Below are 21016 nucleotides of genomic sequence, written 5' to 3' on the forward strand. Positions count from 1 at the left end.
CGGCGCGGCTGTTGCCCGCTTGCCCTGACGCAAACCGCCGCTAGGCTGACAGTGAGGCGTCCGCCAGACGACGCCCGGGCTCACAGGCGGGGAAGACGATGACAACTGCGACCACCGAACACGACGCGGGCGAACCGGGTCTGAAGACCGTCGTCGCGGCCTCCGCCGCCGGCACGGCGTTCGAGTGGTACGACTTCTTTATCTTCGGTTCGCTGACGACCATCATCGCCCGCCATTTCTATGCCGATGTCGGCGAGGCCACGGCCTACATCCTGGCCCTCCTGACCTTCGGCGTCGGCTTCGTCGTTCGGCCGCTCGGCGCCCTGGTCTTCGGCTGGTTCGGCGACAAGACCGGGCGCAAGACGACTTTCCTCGTCACCATCTCCCTGATGGGGGTCGCCACCGTCGCTATCGGCCTGCTGCCCGACTATGACCAGATCGGCATCATCGCGCCGATCCTGCTGTTGACCATGCGGGTGCTGCAGGGGTTCGCCCTGGGCGGTGAATACGGCGGCGCCGCGATCTATGTCGCCGAACACGCCCCGGCGAGGAAGCGCGGCTTCCTCACGGGCTGGATCCAGACCACGGCCGCGATCGGACTGATCATGGCGCTGAGCGTGATCCTGATCACCCGCTGGATTCTGGGCGCCGAGGCCTTCGACGCCTGGGGCTGGCGCATCCCCTTCCTGCTGTCCTTCTTCCTGCTCGTGATCAGCCTGTGGATCCGGCTGAAGCTGCACGAGAGCCCCGCCTTCAAGCGGATGGTGGAGGAGAGCACGGAGCGGCAGGCGCCCTTCCGCGAAAGCTTCGGCGCCTGGAAGGTCGGCAAGTTCGTGCTGATCGCCCTGGTCGGCATCATGTTCGCCCAGGGCGCCGTCTGGTACGCGGGCTATTTCTACACCCGCTTCTTCATGGAGCGGGTGCTGAAGGTCGAGGTGGCGACGGTCGATCAGCTGATCCTGTCCATCACCGTGGCCTCGGCCTTCCTCTATGTCTTCTTCGGCTGGCTGTCGGACCGGGTGGGCCGCAAGCCCGTCATGATCGGCGGTATGGTTCTGTTCCTCGTCGCCATCTTCCCCGGCTTCCACGCCCTGACCAACGCCGCCAACCCCGCCCTGGCCCAGGCCCAGGCCTCGGCGCCCGTCACCGTCATCGCCGATCCCGCCACCTGCGCGGTCCAGTTCGATCCAGTCGGCAAGACCGCCTTCGCCTCATCCTGCGATCTGGCCAAGAACGTCCTGTCCAACGCAGGCGTCAGTTACGACAACCTCGCCGCCGCCCCGGGTTCGCTCGCCGCCGTCCGCGTCGGTACGGTCGAGATCGCCTCGGTCGAGGCCGCCGGCCTCGACCCCGCCGCCCTGAAGACCGCCCGCACGGACGTCGAGACCCGCGTCAAGGCGGCCCTGACCGAGGCCGGCTATCCGGCGAAGGCCGATCCCGCCCGGATCAACCTTCTGGCCGTCTTTGGCATCCTGATGGTCTTCATGGTCGCGGCGACTGCCGTCTACGGCCCCCAGGCCGCGGCCCTGGTCGAGCTGTTCCCGACGCGCGTGCGCTATACGGCCATGAGCCTGCCCTACAATGTCGGCACCGGCTGGGTCGGAGGCCTGCTCCCCGCCGCCAGCTTCGCCCTGGTGGCCTGGTCGGGGAACATCTATTTCGGCCTCTGGTACTCCGTCGGCTTCACCGCCGTCGCTGCGGTGGTGGCCCTGCTGTTCCTGCCGGAGACGAAGGGCCGCGACCTGCATACGATCGGCGATTGAGGCCCAAGCTGGACTGACGCGACGGAACGCAGCCAAATCGCCGGGCGGGGCTTTCAAGACGGGTCCCGCCGCGCCATCTGATGGCGGTCGAACTCCGGAGCGCTCCCCATGAACACCGCCGCCCGCAACGCCGGCCTCAAGCTCCTGCGCGAGCACGCCTTCATCGCGGGCGAGGCGATCCCGGCCGGCGCCAACGGCATCGCCGTCGACGACCCGGCGACCGGCGAGATCATCGGCCATATCCCCGACCTCGGCGCACCGGAGACCGAACGCGCCATCCAGGCGGCGCACGACGCCTTCCCCGACTGGTCGCGCTCCGACCCGCACAAACGCGCGAAATTCCTGCGCGACTGGGCCGCCCTGATCGACGAGAACACCGAGGGGCTCGGCGCCCTCATGGCCATCGAAAACGGCAAGCCGTTCGAGGAGGCGAAGGGCGAGGTGACCTACGCCAACGGCTTCATCAAATGGTTCGCCAGCGAGGCTGAACGTATCCTCGGCGAGACCCATGACAGCCCGCTGGGCCACGTCATCCTGACCTTCCGCGAAGCCGTCGGCCCCTGCGCCCTGATCACCCCGTGGAACTTCCCGGCCGCCATGCTGACGAGGAAGCTCGGCCCCGCCTTCGCCGCCGGCTGCACCGCCGTGGTCAAGCCCGCCAGCCAGACCCCGTTCACCGCCATCGCGCTTGCTGAACTGGCCTATCAGGCCGGCCTGCCCAAGGGGGCGCTCAGCGTCATAACCGGCGACGCGGCGACCATCGGCGGCGTCCTGACCGCCTCGCCCCTGATCCGCAAACTGTCCTTCACCGGATCTACGCCCGTGGGTCGCAAGCTGGCCGAACAGTGCGCCCTGACCCTGAAGCGGGTGTCGATGGAGCTGGGCGGCGCCGCCCCCTTGATGGTGTTCGAGGACGCCGATCTCGACCTCGCCGTCGCCGAGACCATCAAGGGCAAGTTCCGCAACTCGGGCCAGACCTGCGTCTGTCCCAACCGCGTCTATGTCCAGGCCTCCGTCGCCGAGGCCTATGCGACCAAACTCGCCACCGAGGTCGCGAAGATCCCCGTCGGCCCGGCCTTCGAGGACGGCGTCAAGGTCGGCCCCCTGATCGAGGACAAGGCCATGGCCAAGGTCGAGGACCACCTGAAGCGGGTCCAGGCCTCGGGCGGCAAGGTCCTGACCGGCGGCGCGCGCCATGCGCTGGGCGGCCGCTTCTTCCAGCCGACGGTGACCCTGGGCGGCGACGACGAACTGTTCCGCCATGAGGAGACCTTCGGCCCGCTGATCCCCGTCTTCCCGTTCGACACGGAGGACGAGGTCCTGGGCAAAGCCAACGACAGCGAGTTCGGCCTCGCCTCCTATCTGTTCACCCGCGACCTCGACCGCGCCATGCGCATCGGCCGCCGGATCGAGGCGGGCATGATCGGGATCAACACCGGCCTGATCTCCACCGCCGTCGCCCCGTTCGGCGGGGTCAAACAGTCCGGCTACGGCCGCGAAGGCTCGACCCACGGCATCGAGGAATATGTCGACATCAAACAGGTCACCCTTGCTCTGAAGTAGGGGCGCTGAAATGAACCGCCGACGCCTCAAGCCGCTGGTCTGGCCGGTCGCCCTGCTGATCGCGGGCGGACTGACGGCGCTTCTGGCCGAGGCGACGACGCGGTCGGTCGAGACGGTGACGCTCTATGGGATGGTGAAGCTGGTCAGCGATCTGGTGCTGCTGATCGGGGCGGTGTGGCTCATCTTCGGGCTGGTCCGCGTCGCCAGGCTCGCGAAACGCTAGACCTTCTTCAGGTCAGCAATGAAGGCTTGAACCTGATCGTTCATGAGATCGTTGCCGGCCCACCAGAAGCGGCTCAGCGCCTCCTGATTGAGCCCTACCCACTCCATCACGAGCGGGGCCATTCTTGCGAATGTCTTCGAGTCGAATCCCTCTGATCGGCCCACGATCCGCGGCTCGGACGCGATCGTAACGGAAAAGCTCGGCTGGTGGCGGCCCGGCTTGATCAAGTACTTCAACCTCGGTCCGTGTTGCCCATGATCGTGGAGATCATGATCACGCCCGGAACACCCGTCTCCTTCTCCCCGAGATTGGCCATGTCGAAGATGTCCTCGCCGTCGAGCGCATTGATCTCTTCGTCGAGCGTGGGCTCGCGATCGATCCAGCCGGCGATGTTGTCGCTAACTCCCATGGCGCGGATAGAACGCGCGCCCAGGACCGTGAGTCAAGGCGAGACACAATCATAGAGAGAAATATCAACCGATAATGGGGGATCCTCAGGGCTGGCGCGAGGTATACACGTCAAGGTTACCGGCGAGACCTGGGGTATAAGCCCCATCAAACCGGCAGGGCGCCCCGCTTGACCACCGTCCGCATCGCCACGCTGGACGAGACCCGCGTCACCCCGGGAATGGTCGTCAGCGCCTTGGCGTGGACCCGCTCCAGATCGTCGACGTCGCGCACCACCAGCCGCAGCAGATAGTCCGAACCGCCGGTCATCAGATAGCATTCCACGACTTCCGGCACCCCCGTAATGGCCGTCTCGAACGCGGTCAGGGCGCTCTCGGCCTGGGACGACAGGGTCACGGTGACGAACACGCTGATCGGCAGGCCCACGGCCCGTTCGTTGATGATGGCGGCGTAGCGGCTGATCACCCCCGCCCCCTCAAGCGCCCTCAACCGGCGCAGACAGGCGCTCTCGGACAAGGCGACTGTCCTGGCCAGTTCGGTATTGGTCATCCGTCCGTCCGTCTGCAGGGCACGGAGCATCTTTCTGTCGGTCGCATCGAGAGCGACGGCGGAAACGGTCTTCATGGTGACGTCCAGCGCAAGTTTCTGCGACTTTATGCCGATCACTTGCTGAAAAGAAGAGGAACCTGCACTGCGCGGATCGCTAGAAGATGCAGCCATCGCCCGCGCCGGCCGTTGGCCTCGCGGGGTCCATCGTCTGAACCGGAGAGATCTGATGCACGTCGGCGTTCCCAAGGAAATCAAGAAGAACGAACACCGGGTCGGCCTGACCCCCACGGCCGTGCGCGAGTACGTCGCGCACGGCCACACGGTCTCGGTCCAGGCGGGCGCGGGCCTCGGCGCCGGCTTCACCGACGACGCCTTCGTCAAGGCGGGCGCCGGGATCGTCGCCGACGCCGCGACCATCTTCGCCACCGCCGACATGATCGTGAAGGTGAAGGAGCCCCAGAAGGTCGAGTGGGAAATGCTGCGCGAGGACCAGATCCTCTACACCTACCTGCACCTGGCTCCCGATCCCGAACAGACCAAGGGCCTGCTGGCCTCCAAATGCGCCGCCATCGCCTATGAGACCGTCACCGACGCGCGCGGCGGCCTGCCGCTGCTGGCGCCGATGTCAGAGGTCGCCGGCCGCATCGCCGTCTTCTCGGCCGCCGAGACCCTGCTCAAGCACAACGGCGGCATGGGCCTGCTGTTCTGCGGCGTGCCGGGCGTGGCCCCGGCCCGCGTCCTGGTCCTGGGCGGCGGGGTCGTCGGCCTCAACGCCGCGCGCATGGCCATGGGTCTGGGGGCCGAGGTCGTGGTGCTCGAACGCTCGATCCCGCGCATGGCCTATATCGACGAGGTCACCAACGGCCGCGTCATCACCCGCTATTCCTCGATCGGCGCGATCGATGAAGAGGTGGTCAAGGCCGACGTCGTCATCGGCGCGGTCCTGGTCCCCGGCGCCGAGGCGCCCAAGCTGATCAAGAAGTCGCACCTGAAGGCGATGAAGCCGGGCAGCGTCCTCGTCGACGTCGCCATCGACCAGGGCGGCTGTTTCGAGACCAGCCACGCCACGACCCACGAGGACCCGACCTACACTGTCGACGGCGTCGTCCACTACTGCGTCGCCAACATGCCGGGCGCGGCCCCGCGCACCTCTTCGGAAGCCCTCAACAACGCCACCCTGCCCTTCGGCCTCGCCCTGGCCGACCACGGTCTCGAGGCCCTGAGGAAGGACCCTCACCTGGCGCGCGGCCTCAACGTCCTCAAGGGCGAGATCACCTATCCGGCGGTCGCCGAGGCCATGGGACTCAGCTGGAGCGATCCGTTCGGCGTCTGGGCCAAGGGGTAAGGCTTCTGTCTCCCTCTCCCCTTGCGGGAGAGGGCTACGCCTGAACTGAGGCCCCGCTCGACGCCAGCTCCGGCGCCCCGGTCGGGGCCATGTCGATCGCCTTCTCGAGCTCGGCCATCTCCTTGTCGGCGGCCTTCCAGTCGTCCTTGTCCGGCGACTTCGGATGGGCCCAGTTGGCCTTGATCTTGTCGCGCGCCTCCTTGAGCTCGGCGACCGCCATCTTCACCTGCTCGAAAAAGCCCCGGTCGACCAGGGCCGCGCCGAGCACGGCCTCGGCGCGGTCGGCCGTCTCGTCGCGCCCGTCGGCGATCTCGAAGGCGGCGGCATAGGCGGCCTGGGCCCGCTTCATCTCCGCATCGACGGTCGCGGTTTCCGCCCCGGCCTCCGCCTCGACGGCCTCGTCCCCGGTGTCCTTGGGTTCCGCCGGCAGGCCTTTCAGCGCCGTATCGGCGGCTTCGCGGGCGTCCTTCGCGTCGCGGCGCATCATCGCCATCTCGCCGTCGGTGACGTTCTTGCCGCCGGCCTCGACATAGTCCTTCACCGCCGACCTGAGTTCTTTCGCCAGCTCGGCGGTCATCTTCAGCCCCGCCTTCGGGTCGATCTTCACCATCAGCTTGAGCGCATCCATGCGTTCGCGCACAGCCTGAACCTTTTTGGCGGCCATCTCCTTTTTCATCGACTTCTGCGCGTCGCGCATGTCGGACAGGGACGGCAGGCCGAAGCCCGGCGAGGCCTCCCCGGCGGACGCGGACTTCCCCTGCAGAGGGGTGCGCCAGAACGGCAGCGGCTGGGTCGAGGCGGGCGCCAGCGAGATCATTCTGATCTCTCCATCAATGTTCCCGGACACCCTGCACCGGCCACGCTTTCGATCCGCTTAAGCCCGACAGACCGCCTTCGCCTGTAAATCGCCGCTCTCTTGGCCTATAGGGCGCGGTCAAGCAGCGCACGACCGCGTCGCGAGCGTTCGCGCCCTCTCTTAGAAATCCCCGATGAAGTTCCTCGACCAGGCCAAGATCTACATTCGCTCCGGCAACGGCGGCGCGGGCTCCGTCTCGTTCCGGCGCGAGAAATTCATCCCCAACGGCGGGCCGGACGGCGGCGACGGCGGCAATGGGGGCAACGTCTGGGTTGAGGCGGTCGACGGGCTGAACACCCTGATCGACTACCGCTACCAGCAGCATTTCAAGGCCCCGACCGGCACCCACGGCATGGGCCGCCAGATGCACGGCGCCAAGGGCGAGGATGTGGTCCTCAAGGTTCCGGTCGGCACCCAGGTGCTGGCCGAGGACAAGGAGACGGTCGTGCTCGACATGGTCGAGGTCGGCCAGAAGGAGCTGCTGCTGTCCGGCGGCAACGGCGGCTGGGGCAATGTCCGCTTCAAGGGCCCGCAGAACCAGGCCCCCCGCCACGCCAACCCCGGCCAGGAAGGCCAGGAACGCTGGATCTGGCTGCGGCTGAAGCTGATCGCCGACATCGGTCTGGCCGGCCTGCCCAACGCCGGCAAATCGACCTTCCTCGCCGCAGCCTCCGCCGCGCGGCCCAAGATCGCGGACTATCCGTTCACGACCCTGGCCCCCAACCTCGGCATGGTCGACCTGTCCCCGGGCGAGCGATTCGTGATCGCCGACATCCCCGGTTTGATCGAGGGCGCCAGCGAAGGCGCCGGTCTGGGCACGCGATTCCTCGGCCACGTCGAGCGCTCGGCCTCCCTGATCCACCTGATCGACGGCACCCAGGACGATGTGGCCGAGGCCTACCGGATCATCCGGGGCGAGCTCGACGCCTATGGCGAGGGTCTCGGCGACAAGCAGGAGATCCTGGCCCTCAACAAGATCGACGCCCTGACCCCCGAGGCCCGCGAGGAGAAGGCCGCCGAGCTGGAGGCCGTCGCCGGTCGCCGCCCCATGCTGGTCTCCGGCGTCTCCGGCGAAGGTGTGCCCGAACTGCTCCGCGCCGCCTGGGCCGAAGTCCGCAAGACGCGCGGCGAGATCGATGAAGAGGGCGACGAGATCGAGACCTACGAAGCCGGCTGGACGCCCTGAGCCGAGGGAACCCTTGTCGCCCCCGGTCACTCTAGGTTTGCAGAGGAGCCGGGATGACAGATCGCGATCAGAGCAAGGGCCGGGAAAAGAACGGCGCCAGCCCCGGCGGCAAGCCGGATGCCTCCACGTCCGACGCCGCCGTGAAACGGACCGGCGAGCGTTCGCGGGTCGCCGCCGGTCCGGACGGCCCGGACGCGGGCGTCATCGGCGAGACGTTCAAAAACTCGGGCAAGAAGACCGGCGGCTGAACGCGACAAGCCGACCGCCGTCGTGTTAGCTGCGCTTCCGTTTGCTCATCCGTGAGCATAAGTCCGACGCGAGCCCGCCCGCCTTGTCCTTCTTCCTCGCCGGTCCCGCGCCCCAGGCGAACGGTCCCCGATCCGGGGCGCTGAGGGACGGCCTGAAACTGACCGCGGGAATGAAGGTCGGTCTGTTCGGCGGCTCCTTCAATCCGGCCCACGACGGCCACGCCCATGTGGCGGAGACGGCCGTCCAGCGGATGGACCTGGACCGTGTGATCTGGCTGGTCTCGCCCCAGAACCCGCTCAAGGACACGCGCCAGACCGCGCCGCTCTCCGACCGCATGGCCTCGGCCGGGACCTTCGCCCGCGGCCCGCACATGGTGGTTTCGGACTTCGAGACCCGCATCGGCACGACCTGGACCGTCGACACCCTGCGCGCGCTCAAGCGGCGGCATCCGGCGGTGCATTTCGTCTGGTTGATGGGCTCGGACAATCTGGAGAATTTCCACCGCTGGCGCGGCTGGACCGACATCATGCGGATGATGCCTGTGGCCGTGATCGCCCGGCCGGGAAGCCTGCTGGAAAGCCGCGCCGCCCCCGCCGCCAGGCGGTTCGCCGGCCATCGGGTCTCGTCCAACGAGGCGCGCCTGTTGCCGACCATGGCGGCCCCCGCCTGGACCTATCTGACGGCGCCCCTGAACCCCAGTTCCTCGACCGCATTGCGTGCCCAGAAATCGCCTTGAGGCCGTAAGTCGACGTTTCGGGCCATCCGTGATAGAGGACGTCTTTAGTGAACCCTCCCGGAGCCCTCCGCTGACCCCCTCGCCCGCGCACGACGCGCAAGACACTCCTCTCAAAGAGGGGGCCGTTTCGAACACGGCCCATGAGATGGAGCCGATCGAGCCCATCCATTCCGAAGACGGTCAAGACGAAGACCTTTCCGACGATACCGCCGAAGACTTCCCGCTGTTCAGCGCGGACGACGGCGAAGATAATGCAAGCTTCGACCGCCAGGGCGTCGTCCCGACCGGCACGACCCCGCTTGAGATCGCCCTGCTGTCCAAGCTGGACGACGACAAGGCCCAGGACATCGTCCTGATCGACCTCCGCGGCAAGTCGCCCATGGCCGACAGCATGATCGTGGCCTCCGGCCGTTCTCACCGCCACGTGGGCGCGCTCGCCGACCACCTGCTGCGCACGCTGAAGGAACAGGGTCTGGGCCGCGCCAAGGTCGAGGGCCTGCCGCACTGCGACTGGGTCCTGATCGACGCCGGCGACGTCATCGTCCACCTGTTCCGGCCCGAAGTGCGGATGTTCTACAACATCGAGAAGATCTGGGCCGTCGACAGCGCCCACCGCACCGCCCAAGCCTGAGCGTGCGCGAGCCGCCCTCAAGTCGCCGCGCTCCGCGAGCGCGGCATAGGGCCTACGTGAAGTGAAGCTCGCCATCGCCGCCATCGGCAAGCCGGGTCGCGGACCCGAGGCGACGCTCGCCTCGGACTATGCGGCCCGGGCCACGGCGGCCGGGCGGGCCCTCGGCCTCGGCCCCCTCGATCTGATCGATCTGGAACCCCGCAAGACCGGCAAGGCGCCCGAGGCCGAACTGCTGCTGGCGGCCGCGGAGGGCGCGTACCTGATCGCCTGCGACGAGCGCGGCAAGACGTATTCCAGCCGGGCCTTCGCCGACCATATCTCGACCCTGCGCGACCGGGGCGAGCGTCGGCTGGTCTTCGTCATCGGCGGGGCGGACGGACTGGACACGAGCGTGCTCGCCGCCGCCGGATCGACCCTCGCCTTCGGACCCCAGACCTGGCCCCATGCGCTCGCCAGGGCGATGCTGGCCGAACAGCTCTATCGCGCCGTGACGATCCTGGCCGGATCACCCTATCATCGCGACTGATGAACCGCGCCGCCGTCCTCAGCCTGCTGATCGCCCTCGCCGGCCTGCCTGCCGCAGCCCCCGCCTCGTCGGCGTTTCAGGACGACCTCGAACAGCTCCAGGCCCAGTACCGCGACGAACAGGTCCGCGCACGCCGTCTGCGCGCCGACGCCCGCGACGCCCAGATCGAGATCACCGCCCTGGATCGCGAACTGGCCACCCTTCGTACCGACCAGACCGCCGACGACATGCAGCTGTCGGCCCAGCGTCAGCGTCTGCGTGACCTCAGCCGGCGCGAGGCCGCCATCGTCGCCGACCTGGCCCGGGCCCGGGACGGACAGGGCCGCCTTTTGTCCGCCCTGCAGATGATGAGCCGTAAGCCACCGCCACCCCTGCTGGTTCCCGCCGACCGGGCCGTGGACACGGTGCGGGCCGCCATCCTGATGAAGGCCATGGCCCCGGGGATGCAGCAGCGGGCTGCCGCCTTCGCCGCTCGTCAGGCCGAGGTCGCCCGCATCCGCCGCCTCGCCGTCCTGTCCTCGGAACGCCTGCTGACCACCGAAAGCGCCCAGGGCGACCGCCGGGCGGAGATCGAGGGCCTGTCCGCCCGCCGCACCGCCCTTCTGGCCGTTCTCCGCGCCGACGCCGCCCGCGCCGAACGCGCCGCGGCGGCGCTGGAGACCCGCATCCGCAACCTCGGCGGACGTCCAGCCTCGGTCACCGACGCGCCCACACCCTCCACCCGCCTGCCCGGCGGCCGCGCCAGGCTGACGTCCCCGGTCAGTGGCGCGCCGACGAAGTCGGGACAGGGCGTGCGCTGGACCGCCCCGGCCGGCCCGGTCGCCTCACCCGCCGGCGGACGCGTCGACCATGCCGGGCCGCTCAGCGGCTGGGGCGAGGTCGTGATCCTCGATCTCGGCGGCGGCTGGCGCGCCGTCATCGCCGGTCTCGACGCTGTCTCCGTCGAAACGGGCGAGAGGGTCGCGGACGGCCAGGGTCTCGGATCCGCCGGCCGGGGCGGCGAGGTCTATTTCGAACTCCGCCGCGACGATCGCGCCGTCGATCCGGCGCCCTATCTTTGAAGCGAGGCTTCCCTTCAGCCGAAACTGCTTCCCAAGCCCTCATGACGCTGATTTTATCCAGCGGACGCGGGGGCGCCACGATTTCATCGTGAGGTCCCGCGCCTGACCTCCCGCCTCGCCGCCTTCCGGCGGCCCCGAAAGAGACCGAATGCGTAAACTGCTCATCGCCGGCGCCGCCGTCGCGGCCCTTGGTCTCAGCGGCATGACTGTGGCGTCCCAGACGCCGCGCAACGAAACCTTCCGCATGCTGCAGCTGTTCGGCGACGTCCTGGCGGTGGTCGAACAGGCCTATGTCGTCCCAGTCGACAACAAGAAGCTGATCGAGGCGGCGCTCGCGGGCATGATGACCGCGCTGGACCCCCACTCCAACTACCTCCCGCCCCTGGGGTTCGAGGACCTGCAGGAGCGGACCTCCGGCGAATATTCGGGCGTCGGCCTGACCATCACGGCCGAAGGTGGTCTGGTGAAGGTCATCTCGCCGATGGACGACAGTCCTGCGGCCAAGGCAGGCGTCCAGGCCGGCGACGTCATCTCGGCCATCGAGGGCCAGAACGCGTCAGGCATGACCGTGACCCAGGTCTCGGAAAAACTGCGCGGCGCCATGGGCACCTCGGTCACCGTCACCTTCCTGCGTGACGGCGAGGAGCCGCGCGAGGTGACCCTCGTGCGCGAGGTCATCAAGGTCGAATCCGTGACCAGCCGGATGGAGGGCGATTTCGGCTATCTGCGCATCTCGACCTTCAATGAGAACACCGGCCGGGAGCTGACCACCGCGATCGAGAAGATCCGGCGCGACCATCCCGACGTGAAGGGCTTCGTCCTCGACCTGCGCAACAACGGCGGCGGCCTGCTGACGGCGGCTATCGACGTCTCCGACGCCTTCCTCGAGCGCGGCGAGATCGTCAGCCAGCGCGGCAGGAAGCCCGACCAGATCGAGCGCTACGCGGCTCGCCCGGGCGACCTGACCGGCGGCCTGCCTCTGGTCGTGCTGATCAACTACGGCTCCGCCTCTGCGTCGGAGATCGTCGCCGGCGCCCTGAAGGATCAGGAGCGGGCCACGCTGGTCGGCCTGACCACCTTCGGCAAGGGTTCGGTCCAGACGGTCATTCCGCTGGGCGGCGGCCGCGACGGCGCCCTGTCGATCACGACGGCGCGCTACTACACTCCGTCCGGCGCCTCGATCCAGAAGATCGGCATCGAGCCGGATCTCGAGGTCGCCCGCACCGAGGCCGAGGCGCGGATCGTGTCCCGCTCCAGCTTCATCTACTCCGAGGCCGCCTATGCGACCGCGCTGGACGCCTCGATCGGCGCCGAGCGCAAGGGCGCCCACACCCCGCGCGAAGCGCCGGGCGCGGACTATGACAAGGACGCCGACTACCAGCTGCAGCGCGCCCTCGACGTCCTGCGCGCCGGCGGCGACCTGACCCGCCTCGCCGCCGCGCCGGAAGGCATTGTGATCAGCGACGGGACCGTCGAGGTCGCCGCTCTGGAATCGACCGAAGAAGAGTAGCGCCCCGCGTCTCCTCCCTGTCGCCGAATGGCGATGGGGAGGTGGCTCGAAGCGATCCGCTTCGAGACGGAGGGGGCGACACCGTGGCTCCGGCGAGTCGCCGACCCCAATTTCAACCGTTACCTCGCCCCCTCCGTCTCATCGCTGGGCGCGATGAGCCACCTCCCCACGCCTGCGGCGCAGGGAGGAGAACATGGCTAACGCGCCGTTAGGCTTTCTTAACCGCCGCCCGTTCATAGTCGCAGGCGATGATCGTCGTCCGGAATCCGTCCGGTCGCCAGCTTCCAGAGCGTTCGCCGTCCATGTTCGCCAAGCGTCAGTCCGCCCTCGCCGCCACGGCCGGAGCCGCCCCCGCGGGCCGGCTGCCGAAGTTCGACCTGAAGTCCGCACTCGTGGTGTTCAAAAAGCCGCCGGTCGCCGTGGGCGCAGCTGGCCTCTTGCTGCTCGGCACGGTGGCCCTGTTTCTGACCGTGCTCGGCGATCCGCGCGCCGGAACGCCCACCGCCCGCGTCGCCCTGAAGCGCGAGGCCCCGGTCGAGGGTCCCGCCCCCACCGGTCTTGAAGCCTTTTCCATGGGCGGGTTCTCCGCCTGGCAGGGACTCGGCGGCGATCCGATGGGCGACCCCTCCGGCGCGGCCGGCGGCGACGCCCTGATCACCCTGCCCGACGGCGCCACCGTCGCCGGCGGCTCGGCCATCGCCGCCCCCGCCCTGCCCGCCTCGCCCCTGCCCGAGGCCCCCATCGCCGGTCTCAGCCAGCCGGGTCCGCAGGGCGCGCTCCCCGTTATCGCCACCGACGGCCGCGTCCCGGCCCAGGCCTATGCCCGTCCCTTCCAGTCGAACGGCAAGCCGCGCGTCGCCCTGATCGTCGGCGGCCTCGGCCTCAACGCCGTTACGACCCGCGCCGCCATCGAACGCCTTCCGGCCGATGTGACCCTCTCCTTCGTGCCCTACGCCCAGGGGCTCCAGGGCTGGATCGACCTGGCCCGAGCCCAGGGCCACGAGGTCATGATCGAGATCCCGATGGAGCCGACCGGCTATCCCAACAACGATCCCGGCCCCTACACCCTGCTCGCCAACGCCACCCCCGACGACGTCACGGCCCGGATGAACTGGCTTCTGGGCCGCGCCACCGGCTATTTCGGCGTCACCAACTATCTCGGCGACCGGTTCGTCACCTCGGACACCGGCATGGCCGCCTTCCTCGGCGTCCTGCGCCAGCGCGGCGTCGCCTTCCTCGACGACGGCATGGCGCGTCGCCGCCCGGGCGCCTGGGCCCGCGCCAGCGCCGACACCATCATCGACGAGACCCAGACCCCCGCTGCCATCATCGGCCGCCTGAACACCCTCGAGGCCGCCGCCAAGACGCGCGGCGCGGCCCTGGGGACCGGGTTCGCCTATCCGGTCACAGTCGAGGCCGCCGCCCGCTGGACCGCAGGTCTGGACGCGCGCGGGCTGCAACTGGCGCCGGCGTCGGCGATGACGCAGCGGCCGGGAAGATAAGGGATGAGGAGCTAGGGATTAGGGACTAGGGGAAGATCGAGCCCTCCTCTGCGCCTCGTCCCGGATCCCCAGTCCCTAGTCCCTAGTCCCTAGTGCCTCCATGTCCGACTTCCCCACCCATCGCCCCAACGTCGGCGTCGTCCTGTTCAACAGCGCAGGCCAGGTCTGGTACGGCCGTCGCGCGGGCATGAGCGAGGGGCCGGCCTGGCAATTCCCCCAAGGCGGGGTCGACAAGGGTGAGGACATCGAGGCCGCCGCCCGGCGCGAACTGGAGGAAGAGACCGGCGTCACCTCCGCTGACCTGATCGGCCGCACCGAGGGCTGGATCGTCTACGACTTCCCCGAGGTCCTGAAGGCCCGGCACCGCGCCGACGGCCGAAAGCCCTGGGACGGCCAGAAGCAGGTCTGGTTCGCCTTCCGCTTCACCGGCGACGAGGCCGAGATCGATCTCGGCAAACACGCCGAGATCGAGTTCGACGCCTGGCGCTGGGGCGACCTGTCGGAGGCCTGCGACCTCATCGTGCCGTTCAAGCGTCAGGCCTACGAACAGGTCGTGGCGGCATTCTCGACTTTCGCGGCGCCTGCGCCCAAATAGCGACCGACTGCGTCGGGAGTGATGCGCCCCAGGACAGCGCTCAAATAGCGAGCGACCGCGTCGCGAGTGTTAGCGCCCCTAGGACCCCGCGGCCGGGTTCATCACCGTGGCCATGATGCCCGCCTTGCCCCAGTGGGATCCGGCCGGCGGAGTGACGATTTCGATCATCGCCGATTCCGGGCCGATCGTGCCGCTGAAGGTCGCAGATCCGGCCGCGGCGTCGGCCGCGATCTCGTTCCAGTCGCCCCCGGCGGCCCGCAGGGCGGCGGTGATGGCCGTGACGTCGGCGGCCGCAACATTGACCGCGGCGACGCGACAGCTGCCCGCCTCGTCGGCGCCGATGATGATCTGGCCGCTGGCCGAGGCCACGGCGCCGTAATCGATGGTCGCCGGCATGTCGTGGAAGGCGCCCCGCGTGTCCGGATCGCTGCCGCCGTCGACCAGATCGACATGGGCGGCCGTCAGCGCCGCCGAGGGCGGATTCAGAGGCAGGTCACCCATGGCGTTCTTGGCGCACACCTGTTGCACCGCATAAAGGAAGGCCTCGGCGGGCGTCGCGGTCGCCGTCTGGGCCTGGGCGGAGGACGCCCCGAGGAGGCTGAGGGTCGCCGCCAGGGCGAGGGGGCGGAAGGTCGTCATTTCATTCTCCTGTCCTGATGCCGCAGACTAGACCCGCTTCCGGCCGGGCCGCGAGTCGAGAATCGCTGTTTTCCGAAAACCAGGAAGACCTCACTCCTCCTGGGCCGCCGGATTCATCACCGTGACGATCAGACCTGCTGCCGGGCCATATCCCGATGCGACAGCCGGATCGGCGACGCGGACGAAGACCACGTCACCGTCCAGGGTGGCCAGATACTGGGTCACGCCCGGCGCCACCTGACCCGTCTCGGACCAGTCGTCGAGGGTCCGGAGGCCAGTCTTCATGGCCTCGACATCCGACGGGGTGACCTCCAGCGCGGCCACACGGCACCAGGCCAGGGTCTCATCGACGCCGATGTTGATCCGGCCGGTGTCCGAGACGACGAAGCCGAACGCCACCCGATCCGTCTCCATGTCGTGGAAGGCGGCAAGGGTGGCGGGATCGCCGGAGGCGTCAGCCAGGGTGACCCGAGGTCCGTTCAGGTCGGCGTTCATGATGTCGAACGGCAGCCGTCCGGCGACATTGGGCCCGCAGACGTTGCGCACCGCATGCAGCATCGCTTCAGCCGGTGTCGCGACGTTCGTCTGTGCGACGACAGGCGGAGCGGCCATGCAGGCCAGGGCGAGAACGAAGGCGATCAGCCGAGGGCGCGTCATGTCGGGTCCCTTGAAGACCGGGAAAGCTTAGCCATTGAGGCGAGACGGAGCCAGAGGATGGGACCTCAGCCGGCTCTTCCGTCTGGAACCGTCAGGGACAGGTCGCTCGCGTGACCCGCCTGCCGCTCGCGGGAAAGCGCGCCAGCTTTCCCGCAGGCCGAATCGGACGCGGCGCGAAGTTCCCGCCGCAGTTGGGACAGACGCCCTTCAGCGGCCCGTCCACGCAGGGCCTGCAGAAGGTGCATTCGAAGGTGCAGATCCGGGCGTCCGTGCTCTCCGGCGGCAGGTCCCGGTCGCAGCATTCGCAGTTGGGTCGAAGCTCCAGCATCCGCACCTCCTGATGGGCGTCAGTGCGATGAGCCGCCCGGCGCCAGACGGAAGATGACCAGCCCCGTCACGACGAGCAAGGCCGCCACCACGCGCATCACCGTCAGGCTCTCACCCAGCAGCACCACTCCGACGACGAAGGCCCCGACCGCGCCGATCCCGGTCCAGATCACATAGGCCGTGCCCATCGGCAGCGACTTCATCGCCAGGGACAACAGGGCGAAGCTGACGGCCATGAAGCCGAGCGTCAGCACACTGGGCCACAGCCGGGTGAACCCCTCGGACTGTTTCATGAAATAGGCCCAGACGATCTCGAACAGGCCGGCGATGAGAAGATAGACCCAGGCCATTGGATACGGCCCTCCTTGCGAAAGGCCGGGCCGTCCCGGGCTTGGCCCGACACCGTCGGGGCGAGGACGTGGCCTCGTCTTGCGGGGGTTATCTAGGGCGGTTTCGGCCCTGATCAAGCCGATTGGCCAGGTTGTCGAGATTGGCGTCGGCGCCTGGTCGGTTTGGCGACGAAAATTGGCGACCGTCCCCCCGCCCGCGTCGGACAGGCGCGGAACGCGAAACAGCCGGCGATTTCCGCGCCGGCTGTCAGAAGATGGATCAGGGCGGTCATCGATCGCCCTTCGTCGAGACCTAGGCCGCCGCGATCTCGGTCGCCGCCTCGGCCAGGATGGTCAGGCCGGCGGGGGTCACGTCGGCGAAGCCGCCCTTGACCTCGAAGGTCCGTTTCGACGAGCCGTCGAACACCACGACCGGGCCTTCGCGCAGGGCGGTCATGAAGGGCGCGTGGTCGGCGAGGACGCCGAAGTCGCCCTCGACGCCCGGCGCGTCGACCTGATCGACGAGGCCGTTGAAGACCTCGCGCTCAGGCGACACCAGCGAGAAGCTGAGCTTGCCGGCCATTTACGAGGCGTCCGCGGCCAGCTTGGCGGCCTTTTCGACGGCCTCTTCGATCGCGCCGACCATGTAGAAGGCGGCTTCCGGCAGGTGGTCGTATTCACCGGCGACGATGCCCTTGAACGAGCGGATCGTGTCTTCCAGCGAGACGAACTTGCCGGGCGAGTTGGTGAACTGTTCGGCCACGAAGAAGGGCTGCGACAGGAAGCGCGAGATCTTGCGGGCGCGCGAGACGACCAGCTTGTCCTCTTCCGACAGCTCGTCCATCCCCAGGATGGCGATGATGTCTTTCAGCGCCTTGTACTGCTGCAGGACTTCCTGGACCGAACGGGCGACGCGGTAGTGTTCCTCGCCGATGACCAGCGGGTCCATGATGCGCGAGGTCGAGTCGAGCGGGTCCACGGCCGGGAAGATGGCCTGGGCGGCGATGTCACGGTTCAGCACGGTCGTCGCGTCAAGGTGGGCGAACGAGGCGGCGGGCGCGGGGTCGGTCAGGTCGTCGGCGGGAACGTAGATGGCCTGGATCGAGGTGATCGAGCCCTTCTTGGTGGAAGTGATGCGTTCCTGCAGGTTGCCCATCTCGGTGGCCAGGGTCGGCTGATAGCCCACGGCCGACGGGATACGACCCAGCAGGGCGGACATTTCCGAACCGGCCTGGGTGAAGCGGAAGATGTTGTCGATGAAGAGCAGCACGTCCTTGCCCTCTTCGTCGCGGAAATACTCGGCCTGGGCCAGGCCGGTCAGGGCCACGCGGGCGCGGGCTCCGGGAGGCTCGTTCATCTGGCCGTAGACCAGGGCGCATTTCGAGCCTTCGCCGCCGCCGGCGACGTTCACGTTGGACTCGATCATCTCGTGATACAGGTCGTTGCCCTCGCGGGTGCGCTCACCCACGCCGGCCAGCACCGAATAGCCGCCGTAGGCCTTGGCGATGTTGTTGATCAGTTCCTGCATGGTCACGGTCTTGCCCACGCCGGCGCCGCCGAACAGGCCGGTCTTGCCGCCCTTGGTGTAGGGGCAGATCAGGTCGATGACCTTGATGCCGGTGACCAGGATTTCCGACGAAGTCGACTGCTCTTCGAAGGTCGGGGCCTCGCGGTGGATCGGGCGGAACATCGTGGTCTGGATCGGACCGGCTTCGTCGATCGGCGCGCCGACGACGTTCATGATGCGACCGAGCGTACCCGGGCCGACCGGCGCCAGGATCGAGGTGCCGGTATCCGTGACGGGCTGACCGCGCGTGAGGCCCTCGGTCGTGTCCATGGCGATCGTGCGGACCATGTTCTCACCCAGGTGCTGGGCGACTTCCAGGACCAGGGTGAAGGGCTCGCCCGTCTTCTGGTCGACGTTCTGTGTCTGCAGGGCGTTCAGGATCGCCGGCAGTTGGCCCGCGAATTCGACGTCCACGACGGCGCCGATGACCTGGGCGATCTTGCCCACCCCGGTGCCGGCGGTGACGACGGCGTTGCCCGTGGCGGAGGCTGCGGTCGGGGCGGCGGGAGCCTTGGGCTTCCGGGCGGCGGGTTTCTTGGCGACGGTGTCGGTCATCGGGAGGGGTCCGTTTCGGTCTGTATCTGTCAGGATCGGAGGATCAGAGCGCTTCCGCGCCGGCGATGATCTCGATCAGTTCTGTGGTGATCTGGGCCTGACGCTTGCGGTTGTACTGCAGCGTCAGAGAGTTGATGAGGTCGCCCGCGTTGCGGGTGGCGTTGTCCATGGCGCCCATCTGGGCCCCGAAGAAGCTGGCCTGGTTCTCGTACAGCGCAGCCAGCACCTGGGTGGTGATATTGCGCGGCAGGACGACGTCGAGGATTTCCTCTTCCGAGGGCTCGTAGTCATAGACGGCGCCGTTCAGGTCGATCGGGGCGGCGTCGCCGTCAACGACGGCGGGGATCAGCTGTTTCGGCGTCGGCACCTGGGAGATGACCGACTGGAAGCGGCTGTAGAACAGCGTCACGACGTCGGCGTTGCCGGCCTCGAACTCCGAGGCGATCAGTTCGGCGATCGGCTCGGCGGCGCCCATGCCGATGACCTTGTGCTCCGACAGCTCGAAGGTGCGCACGATGCGGCTGCCGAACTGGCGGGTCAGGCCGTCGCGGACCTTGCGGCCCACGGCGATGATCCGCACGTCCTTGCCGGCGGCGATCAGGGTGTTGATCCGGTCCCTGGCGGCGCGGATGACGTTGGTGTTGAAACCACCCGCCAGTCCCTTGTCGCCCGTCGCCACGACCAGCAGGTGCTTCTGGTCCTTGCCGGTGCCGGCCAGGAGCTTGGGCGCGCCGTCGCCGGAGACGCCGGCCGCCAGGTTGGCGATCACGGCGGCCATCTTGCGGGCATAGGGACGGGCGCTCTCGGCCTGGTCCTGGGCGCGCTTCAGCTTGGCCGCGGCGACCATGTTCAGGGCTTTCGTGATCTTCTGCGTCGACTTGACGCTTCCGATCCGATTCCGCATTTCCTTAAGGCTGGCCATCGGGCGCTACTCTTTCAGCTTACCGGGTCAGACTTAGGCGAAGGTCTTGGCGAAGGCTTCGATCGCGGCCTTCAGCTCGGCTTCCAGCTCCTTGGACAGGGCCTTGGTCGACTTGATGGCGGCCAGCGTCGAGGCGTGCGCGGAGTGCATGCGGGCCAGCAGTTCCGATTCGAAGCGCGCGATGTCGGCCACGGCGATCTTGTCGAGATAGCCGCGCGTGCCGGCGTAGATCGACACCACCTGCTCCTCGACCGTCAGCGGCGAATACTGGGGCTGCTTCAGGAGTTCCGTCAGGCGCGCGCCGCGGGCCAGCAGGTTCTGGGTCGAGACGTCCAGGTCCGAACCGAACTTGGCGAAGGCGGCCATCTCGCGATACTGGGCCAACTCGCCCTTGATCGAACCGGCGACCTGTTTCATCGCCTTGATCTGGGCCGAAGAGCCCACGCGCGACACCGAGATGCCGACGTTCACGGCCGGGCGGATACCCTGGTAGAACAGGTCGGATTCCAGGAAGATCTGGCCGTCGGTGATCGAGATCACGTTGGTGGGAATGTAGGCCGAGACGTCATTGGCCTGGGTCTCGATCAGCGGCAGGGCGGTCATCGAGCCCGAACCGTTGTCCTCGTTCAGCTTGGCCGAACGCTCCAGCAGGCGGCTGTGCAGATAGAAGACGTCGCCCGGATAGGCTTCGCGGCCCGGCGGGCGGCGCAGCAGCAGGGACATCTGGCGATACGCGACGGCCTGTTTCGACAGATCGTCATAGACGATCAGGGCGTGCATGCCGTTGTCGCGGAAGAACTCGCCCATGGCCGTGCCCGAGAACGGGGCCAGGAACTGCAGCGGGGCCGGCTCGGACGCCGTGGCGGCGACGACGATGGTGTAGTCCAAGGCGCCGCGCTCCTCGAGCGTCTTGACGATCTGGGCCACGGTCGAGCGCTTCTGGCCGATGGCGACGTAGATGCAGTAGAGCTTCTCGCCTTCCGACGCGCCCTCAACGTTGATCGACTTCTGGTTCAGGATGGTGTCGATCGCCACGGCGGTCTTGCCGACCTGACGGTCACCGATGATCAGCTCGCGCTGGCCGCGGCCGACGGGGATCAGGGTGTCGATGGCCTTCAGGCCGGTCTGCATCGGCTCGTGAACGGACTTGCGGGGGATGATGCCGGGAGCCTTCACATCCACGCGGCGACGCTCGGTGAACTGGATCGGGCCCTTGCCGTCGATCGGCTCGCCCAGCGGGTTGACGACGCGGCCCAGCAGGCCCTTGCCGACCGGAACGTCCACGATCTCGCCCAGACGGCGGACTTCGTCGCCCTC

General features: G+C 68.2%; 25 protein-coding genes. 13 read left to right on the top strand and 12 right to left on the bottom strand.

Going from position 1 to position 21016, the window contains the following annotated elements:
- The first annotated feature begins 98 nt into the window (after nucleotides 1–98).
- The 3 genes from RMO01_RS08920 to RMO01_RS08930 all read left to right on the top strand — a co-directional run bounded on the left by RMO01_RS08920 (nucleotide 99) and on the right by RMO01_RS08930 (nucleotide 3549).
- Complete coding sequence (locus RMO01_RS08920; RefSeq protein WP_309628692.1) at nucleotides 99–1763, top strand: MFS transporter; 1665 nt, start codon at nucleotides 99–101, stop codon at nucleotides 1761–1763.
- A gap of 108 nt (nucleotides 1764–1871) precedes the next feature.
- Entirely contained in the window at nucleotides 1872–3326 is a 1455-nt protein-coding gene (locus tag RMO01_RS08925) for an NAD-dependent succinate-semialdehyde dehydrogenase (protein ID WP_309628693.1), read from the top strand.
- A 10-nt stretch (nucleotides 3327–3336) separates the two neighbouring features.
- A complete protein-coding gene (locus tag RMO01_RS08930; RefSeq protein WP_309628694.1) occupies nucleotides 3337–3549 on the top strand; it encodes a hypothetical protein in 213 nt (70 codons plus the stop codon).
- Here RMO01_RS08930 and RMO01_RS08935 read toward each other — a convergent pair.
- From RMO01_RS08935 to RMO01_RS08945, 3 genes are all read right to left on the bottom strand, one after another.
- Nucleotides 3546–3785, bottom strand: a complete 240-nt coding sequence (locus RMO01_RS08935) for a hypothetical protein (RefSeq protein WP_309628695.1) — start codon at nucleotides 3783–3785, stop codon at nucleotides 3546–3548. The two genes, RMO01_RS08930 and RMO01_RS08935, sit on opposite strands and share 4 nt — an antisense overlap.
- On the bottom strand, nucleotides 3782–3958 hold the full coding sequence (locus RMO01_RS08940) for a hypothetical protein (protein ID WP_309628696.1): 177 nt from the start codon (nucleotides 3956–3958) through the stop codon (nucleotides 3782–3784). The genes RMO01_RS08935 and RMO01_RS08940 overlap by 4 nt, the downstream gene beginning before the upstream one ends.
- A 146-nt stretch (nucleotides 3959–4104) precedes the next feature.
- Entirely contained in the window at nucleotides 4105–4581 is a 477-nt protein-coding gene (locus RMO01_RS08945; RefSeq protein WP_309628697.1) for an Lrp/AsnC family transcriptional regulator, read from the bottom strand.
- A gap of 151 nt (nucleotides 4582–4732) precedes the next feature.
- Between RMO01_RS08945 and ald the strand changes: the two genes are divergently transcribed.
- A complete protein-coding gene (gene ald, locus RMO01_RS08950; RefSeq protein WP_309628698.1) occupies nucleotides 4733–5851 on the top strand; it encodes an alanine dehydrogenase in 1119 nt (372 codons plus the stop codon).
- Nucleotides 5852–5885: 34 nt separating this feature from the next.
- On the opposite strand, the gene RMO01_RS08955 is transcribed toward ald, so the two are convergent.
- On the bottom strand, nucleotides 5886–6668 hold the full coding sequence (locus RMO01_RS08955; RefSeq protein WP_309628699.1) for a hypothetical protein: 783 nt from the start codon (nucleotides 6666–6668) through the stop codon (nucleotides 5886–5888).
- Nucleotides 6669–6840: 172 nt separating this feature from the next.
- On the opposite strand from RMO01_RS08955, the gene obgE reads away from it, so the two are divergent.
- From obgE to RMO01_RS09000, 9 genes are all read left to right on the top strand, one after another.
- On the top strand, nucleotides 6841–7893 hold the full coding sequence (gene obgE / locus RMO01_RS08960) for a GTPase ObgE (protein WP_309628700.1): 1053 nt from the start codon (nucleotides 6841–6843) through the stop codon (nucleotides 7891–7893).
- 53 nt (nucleotides 7894–7946) lie between these two features.
- Nucleotides 7947–8141 carry a hypothetical protein gene (locus RMO01_RS08965; RefSeq protein ID WP_309628701.1) on the top strand — a complete coding sequence of 65 codons (195 nt, stop codon included), beginning with the start codon at nucleotides 7947–7949 and terminating at the stop codon, nucleotides 8139–8141.
- Between the two features lie 83 nt (nucleotides 8142–8224).
- Nucleotides 8225–8878, top strand: a complete 654-nt coding sequence (locus RMO01_RS08970) for a nicotinate-nucleotide adenylyltransferase (RefSeq protein ID WP_309628702.1) — start codon at nucleotides 8225–8227, stop codon at nucleotides 8876–8878.
- A gap of 145 nt (nucleotides 8879–9023) precedes the next feature.
- Nucleotides 9024–9509, top strand: a complete 486-nt coding sequence (gene rsfS, locus RMO01_RS08975) for a ribosome silencing factor (protein WP_309628703.1) — start codon at nucleotides 9024–9026, stop codon at nucleotides 9507–9509.
- Nucleotides 9510–9570: 61 nt separating this feature from the next.
- Complete coding sequence (rlmH, locus tag RMO01_RS08980; protein WP_309628704.1) at nucleotides 9571–10035, top strand: 23S rRNA (pseudouridine(1915)-N(3))-methyltransferase RlmH; 465 nt, start codon at nucleotides 9571–9573, stop codon at nucleotides 10033–10035.
- Nucleotides 10035–11096 carry a peptidoglycan DD-metalloendopeptidase family protein gene (locus tag RMO01_RS08985; protein WP_309628705.1) on the top strand — a complete coding sequence of 354 codons (1062 nt, stop codon included), beginning with the start codon at nucleotides 10035–10037 and terminating at the stop codon, nucleotides 11094–11096. Before rlmH ends, RMO01_RS08985 begins: the two co-directional genes overlap by 1 nt.
- Before the next feature lie 148 nt (nucleotides 11097–11244).
- A complete protein-coding gene (locus RMO01_RS08990) occupies nucleotides 11245–12606 on the top strand; it encodes a S41 family peptidase (RefSeq protein WP_309628706.1) in 1362 nt (453 codons plus the stop codon).
- A gap of 302 nt (nucleotides 12607–12908) precedes the next feature.
- Nucleotides 12909–14108 carry a divergent polysaccharide deacetylase family protein gene (locus RMO01_RS08995; RefSeq protein WP_309628707.1) on the top strand — a complete coding sequence of 400 codons (1200 nt, stop codon included), beginning with the start codon at nucleotides 12909–12911 and terminating at the stop codon, nucleotides 14106–14108.
- A gap of 100 nt (nucleotides 14109–14208) precedes the next feature.
- Complete coding sequence (locus RMO01_RS09000) at nucleotides 14209–14703, top strand: RNA pyrophosphohydrolase (protein WP_309628708.1); 495 nt, start codon at nucleotides 14209–14211, stop codon at nucleotides 14701–14703.
- Nucleotides 14704–14781: 78 nt separating this feature from the next.
- On the opposite strand, the gene RMO01_RS09005 is transcribed toward RMO01_RS09000, so the two are convergent.
- From RMO01_RS09005 to atpA, 8 genes are all read right to left on the bottom strand, one after another.
- Nucleotides 14782–15342 (bottom strand): hypothetical protein, encoded by a 561-nt coding sequence (locus RMO01_RS09005; RefSeq protein ID WP_309628709.1) that lies wholly within the window; start codon nucleotides 15340–15342, stop codon nucleotides 14782–14784.
- A gap of 90 nt (nucleotides 15343–15432) precedes the next feature.
- Nucleotides 15433–15999: a hypothetical protein gene (locus RMO01_RS09010; protein WP_309628710.1), complete on the bottom strand. Its 567-nt coding sequence runs from the start codon at nucleotides 15997–15999 to the stop codon at nucleotides 15433–15435.
- A 91-nt stretch (nucleotides 16000–16090) separates the two neighbouring features.
- Nucleotides 16091–16327, bottom strand: coding sequence for a DUF1272 domain-containing protein (locus RMO01_RS09015; RefSeq protein WP_309628711.1), 237 nt, complete (start codon nucleotides 16325–16327; stop codon nucleotides 16091–16093).
- 19 nt (nucleotides 16328–16346) lie between these two features.
- A complete protein-coding gene (locus tag RMO01_RS09020; protein WP_409013058.1) occupies nucleotides 16347–16676 on the bottom strand; it encodes a DMT family transporter in 330 nt (109 codons plus the stop codon).
- Nucleotides 16677–16968: 292 nt separating this feature from the next.
- Nucleotides 16969–17238 (bottom strand): ATP synthase F1 subunit epsilon, encoded by a 270-nt coding sequence (locus RMO01_RS09025; RefSeq protein ID WP_309628713.1) that lies wholly within the window; start codon nucleotides 17236–17238, stop codon nucleotides 16969–16971.
- Nucleotides 17239–18777 carry a F0F1 ATP synthase subunit beta gene (gene atpD / locus RMO01_RS09030; RefSeq protein ID WP_309628714.1) on the bottom strand — a complete coding sequence of 513 codons (1539 nt, stop codon included), beginning with the start codon at nucleotides 18775–18777 and terminating at the stop codon, nucleotides 17239–17241.
- A gap of 43 nt (nucleotides 18778–18820) precedes the next feature.
- Nucleotides 18821–19699, bottom strand: coding sequence for a F0F1 ATP synthase subunit gamma (locus tag RMO01_RS09035; protein WP_309628715.1), 879 nt, complete (start codon nucleotides 19697–19699; stop codon nucleotides 18821–18823).
- Nucleotides 19700–19732: 33 nt separating this feature from the next.
- Nucleotides 19733–21016 (bottom strand): F0F1 ATP synthase subunit alpha (atpA, locus tag RMO01_RS09040; RefSeq protein ID WP_309628716.1); only part of this gene is annotated, 1284 nt, incomplete at its 5' end.

The sequence above is a fragment of the Brevundimonas sp. genome, assembly GCF_031412435.1.
Taxonomy (GTDB): domain Bacteria; phylum Pseudomonadota; class Alphaproteobacteria; order Caulobacterales; family Caulobacteraceae; genus Brevundimonas.

What these genes read in the sequence shown, in the direction of transcription:
- ald (WP_309628698.1), top strand. Translation starts at nt 4,733, where the DNA reads ATGCACGTCGGCGTTCCCAAGGAAATCAAGAAGAACGAACACCGGGTC.
- RMO01_RS09035 (WP_309628715.1), bottom strand. Translation starts at nt 19,699, where the DNA reads ATGGCCAGCCTTAAGGAAATGCGGAATCGGATCGGAAGCGTCAAGTCG.
- RMO01_RS08930 (WP_309628694.1), top strand. Translation starts at nt 3,337, where the DNA reads ATGAACCGCCGACGCCTCAAGCCGCTGGTCTGGCCGGTCGCCCTGCTG.
- rsfS (WP_309628703.1), top strand. Translation starts at nt 9,024, where the DNA reads ATGGAGCCGATCGAGCCCATCCATTCCGAAGACGGTCAAGACGAAGAC.
- RMO01_RS09015 (WP_309628711.1), bottom strand. Translation starts at nt 16,327, where the DNA reads ATGCTGGAGCTTCGACCCAACTGCGAATGCTGCGACCGGGACCTGCCG.
- RMO01_RS08955 (WP_309628699.1), bottom strand. Translation starts at nt 6,668, where the DNA reads ATGATCTCGCTGGCGCCCGCCTCGACCCAGCCGCTGCCGTTCTGGCGC.
- RMO01_RS08995 (WP_309628707.1), top strand. Translation starts at nt 12,909, where the DNA reads ATGTTCGCCAAGCGTCAGTCCGCCCTCGCCGCCACGGCCGGAGCCGCC.
- atpD (WP_309628714.1), bottom strand. Translation starts at nt 18,777, where the DNA reads ATGACCGACACCGTCGCCAAGAAACCCGCCGCCCGGAAGCCCAAGGCT.
- obgE (WP_309628700.1), top strand. Translation starts at nt 6,841, where the DNA reads ATGAAGTTCCTCGACCAGGCCAAGATCTACATTCGCTCCGGCAACGGC.
- RMO01_RS08965 (WP_309628701.1), top strand. Translation starts at nt 7,947, where the DNA reads ATGACAGATCGCGATCAGAGCAAGGGCCGGGAAAAGAACGGCGCCAGC.
- RMO01_RS09010 (WP_309628710.1), bottom strand. Translation starts at nt 15,999, where the DNA reads ATGACGCGCCCTCGGCTGATCGCCTTCGTTCTCGCCCTGGCCTGCATG.
- RMO01_RS09000 (WP_309628708.1), top strand. Translation starts at nt 14,209, where the DNA reads ATGTCCGACTTCCCCACCCATCGCCCCAACGTCGGCGTCGTCCTGTTC.
- RMO01_RS09005 (WP_309628709.1), bottom strand. Translation starts at nt 15,342, where the DNA reads ATGACGACCTTCCGCCCCCTCGCCCTGGCGGCGACCCTCAGCCTCCTC.
- RMO01_RS08940 (WP_309628696.1), bottom strand. Translation starts at nt 3,958, where the DNA reads ATGGGAGTTAGCGACAACATCGCCGGCTGGATCGATCGCGAGCCCACG.
- RMO01_RS09025 (WP_309628713.1), bottom strand. Translation starts at nt 17,238, where the DNA reads ATGGCCGGCAAGCTCAGCTTCTCGCTGGTGTCGCCTGAGCGCGAGGTC.
- RMO01_RS08945 (WP_309628697.1), bottom strand. Translation starts at nt 4,581, where the DNA reads ATGAAGACCGTTTCCGCCGTCGCTCTCGATGCGACCGACAGAAAGATG.
- RMO01_RS08920 (WP_309628692.1), top strand. Translation starts at nt 99, where the DNA reads ATGACAACTGCGACCACCGAACACGACGCGGGCGAACCGGGTCTGAAG.
- RMO01_RS08925 (WP_309628693.1), top strand. Translation starts at nt 1,872, where the DNA reads ATGAACACCGCCGCCCGCAACGCCGGCCTCAAGCTCCTGCGCGAGCAC.
- RMO01_RS09020 (WP_409013058.1), bottom strand. Translation starts at nt 16,676, where the DNA reads ATGGCCTGGGTCTATCTTCTCATCGCCGGCCTGTTCGAGATCGTCTGG.
- RMO01_RS08990 (WP_309628706.1), top strand. Translation starts at nt 11,245, where the DNA reads ATGCGTAAACTGCTCATCGCCGGCGCCGCCGTCGCGGCCCTTGGTCTC.
- RMO01_RS08985 (WP_309628705.1), top strand. Translation starts at nt 10,035, where the DNA reads ATGAACCGCGCCGCCGTCCTCAGCCTGCTGATCGCCCTCGCCGGCCTG.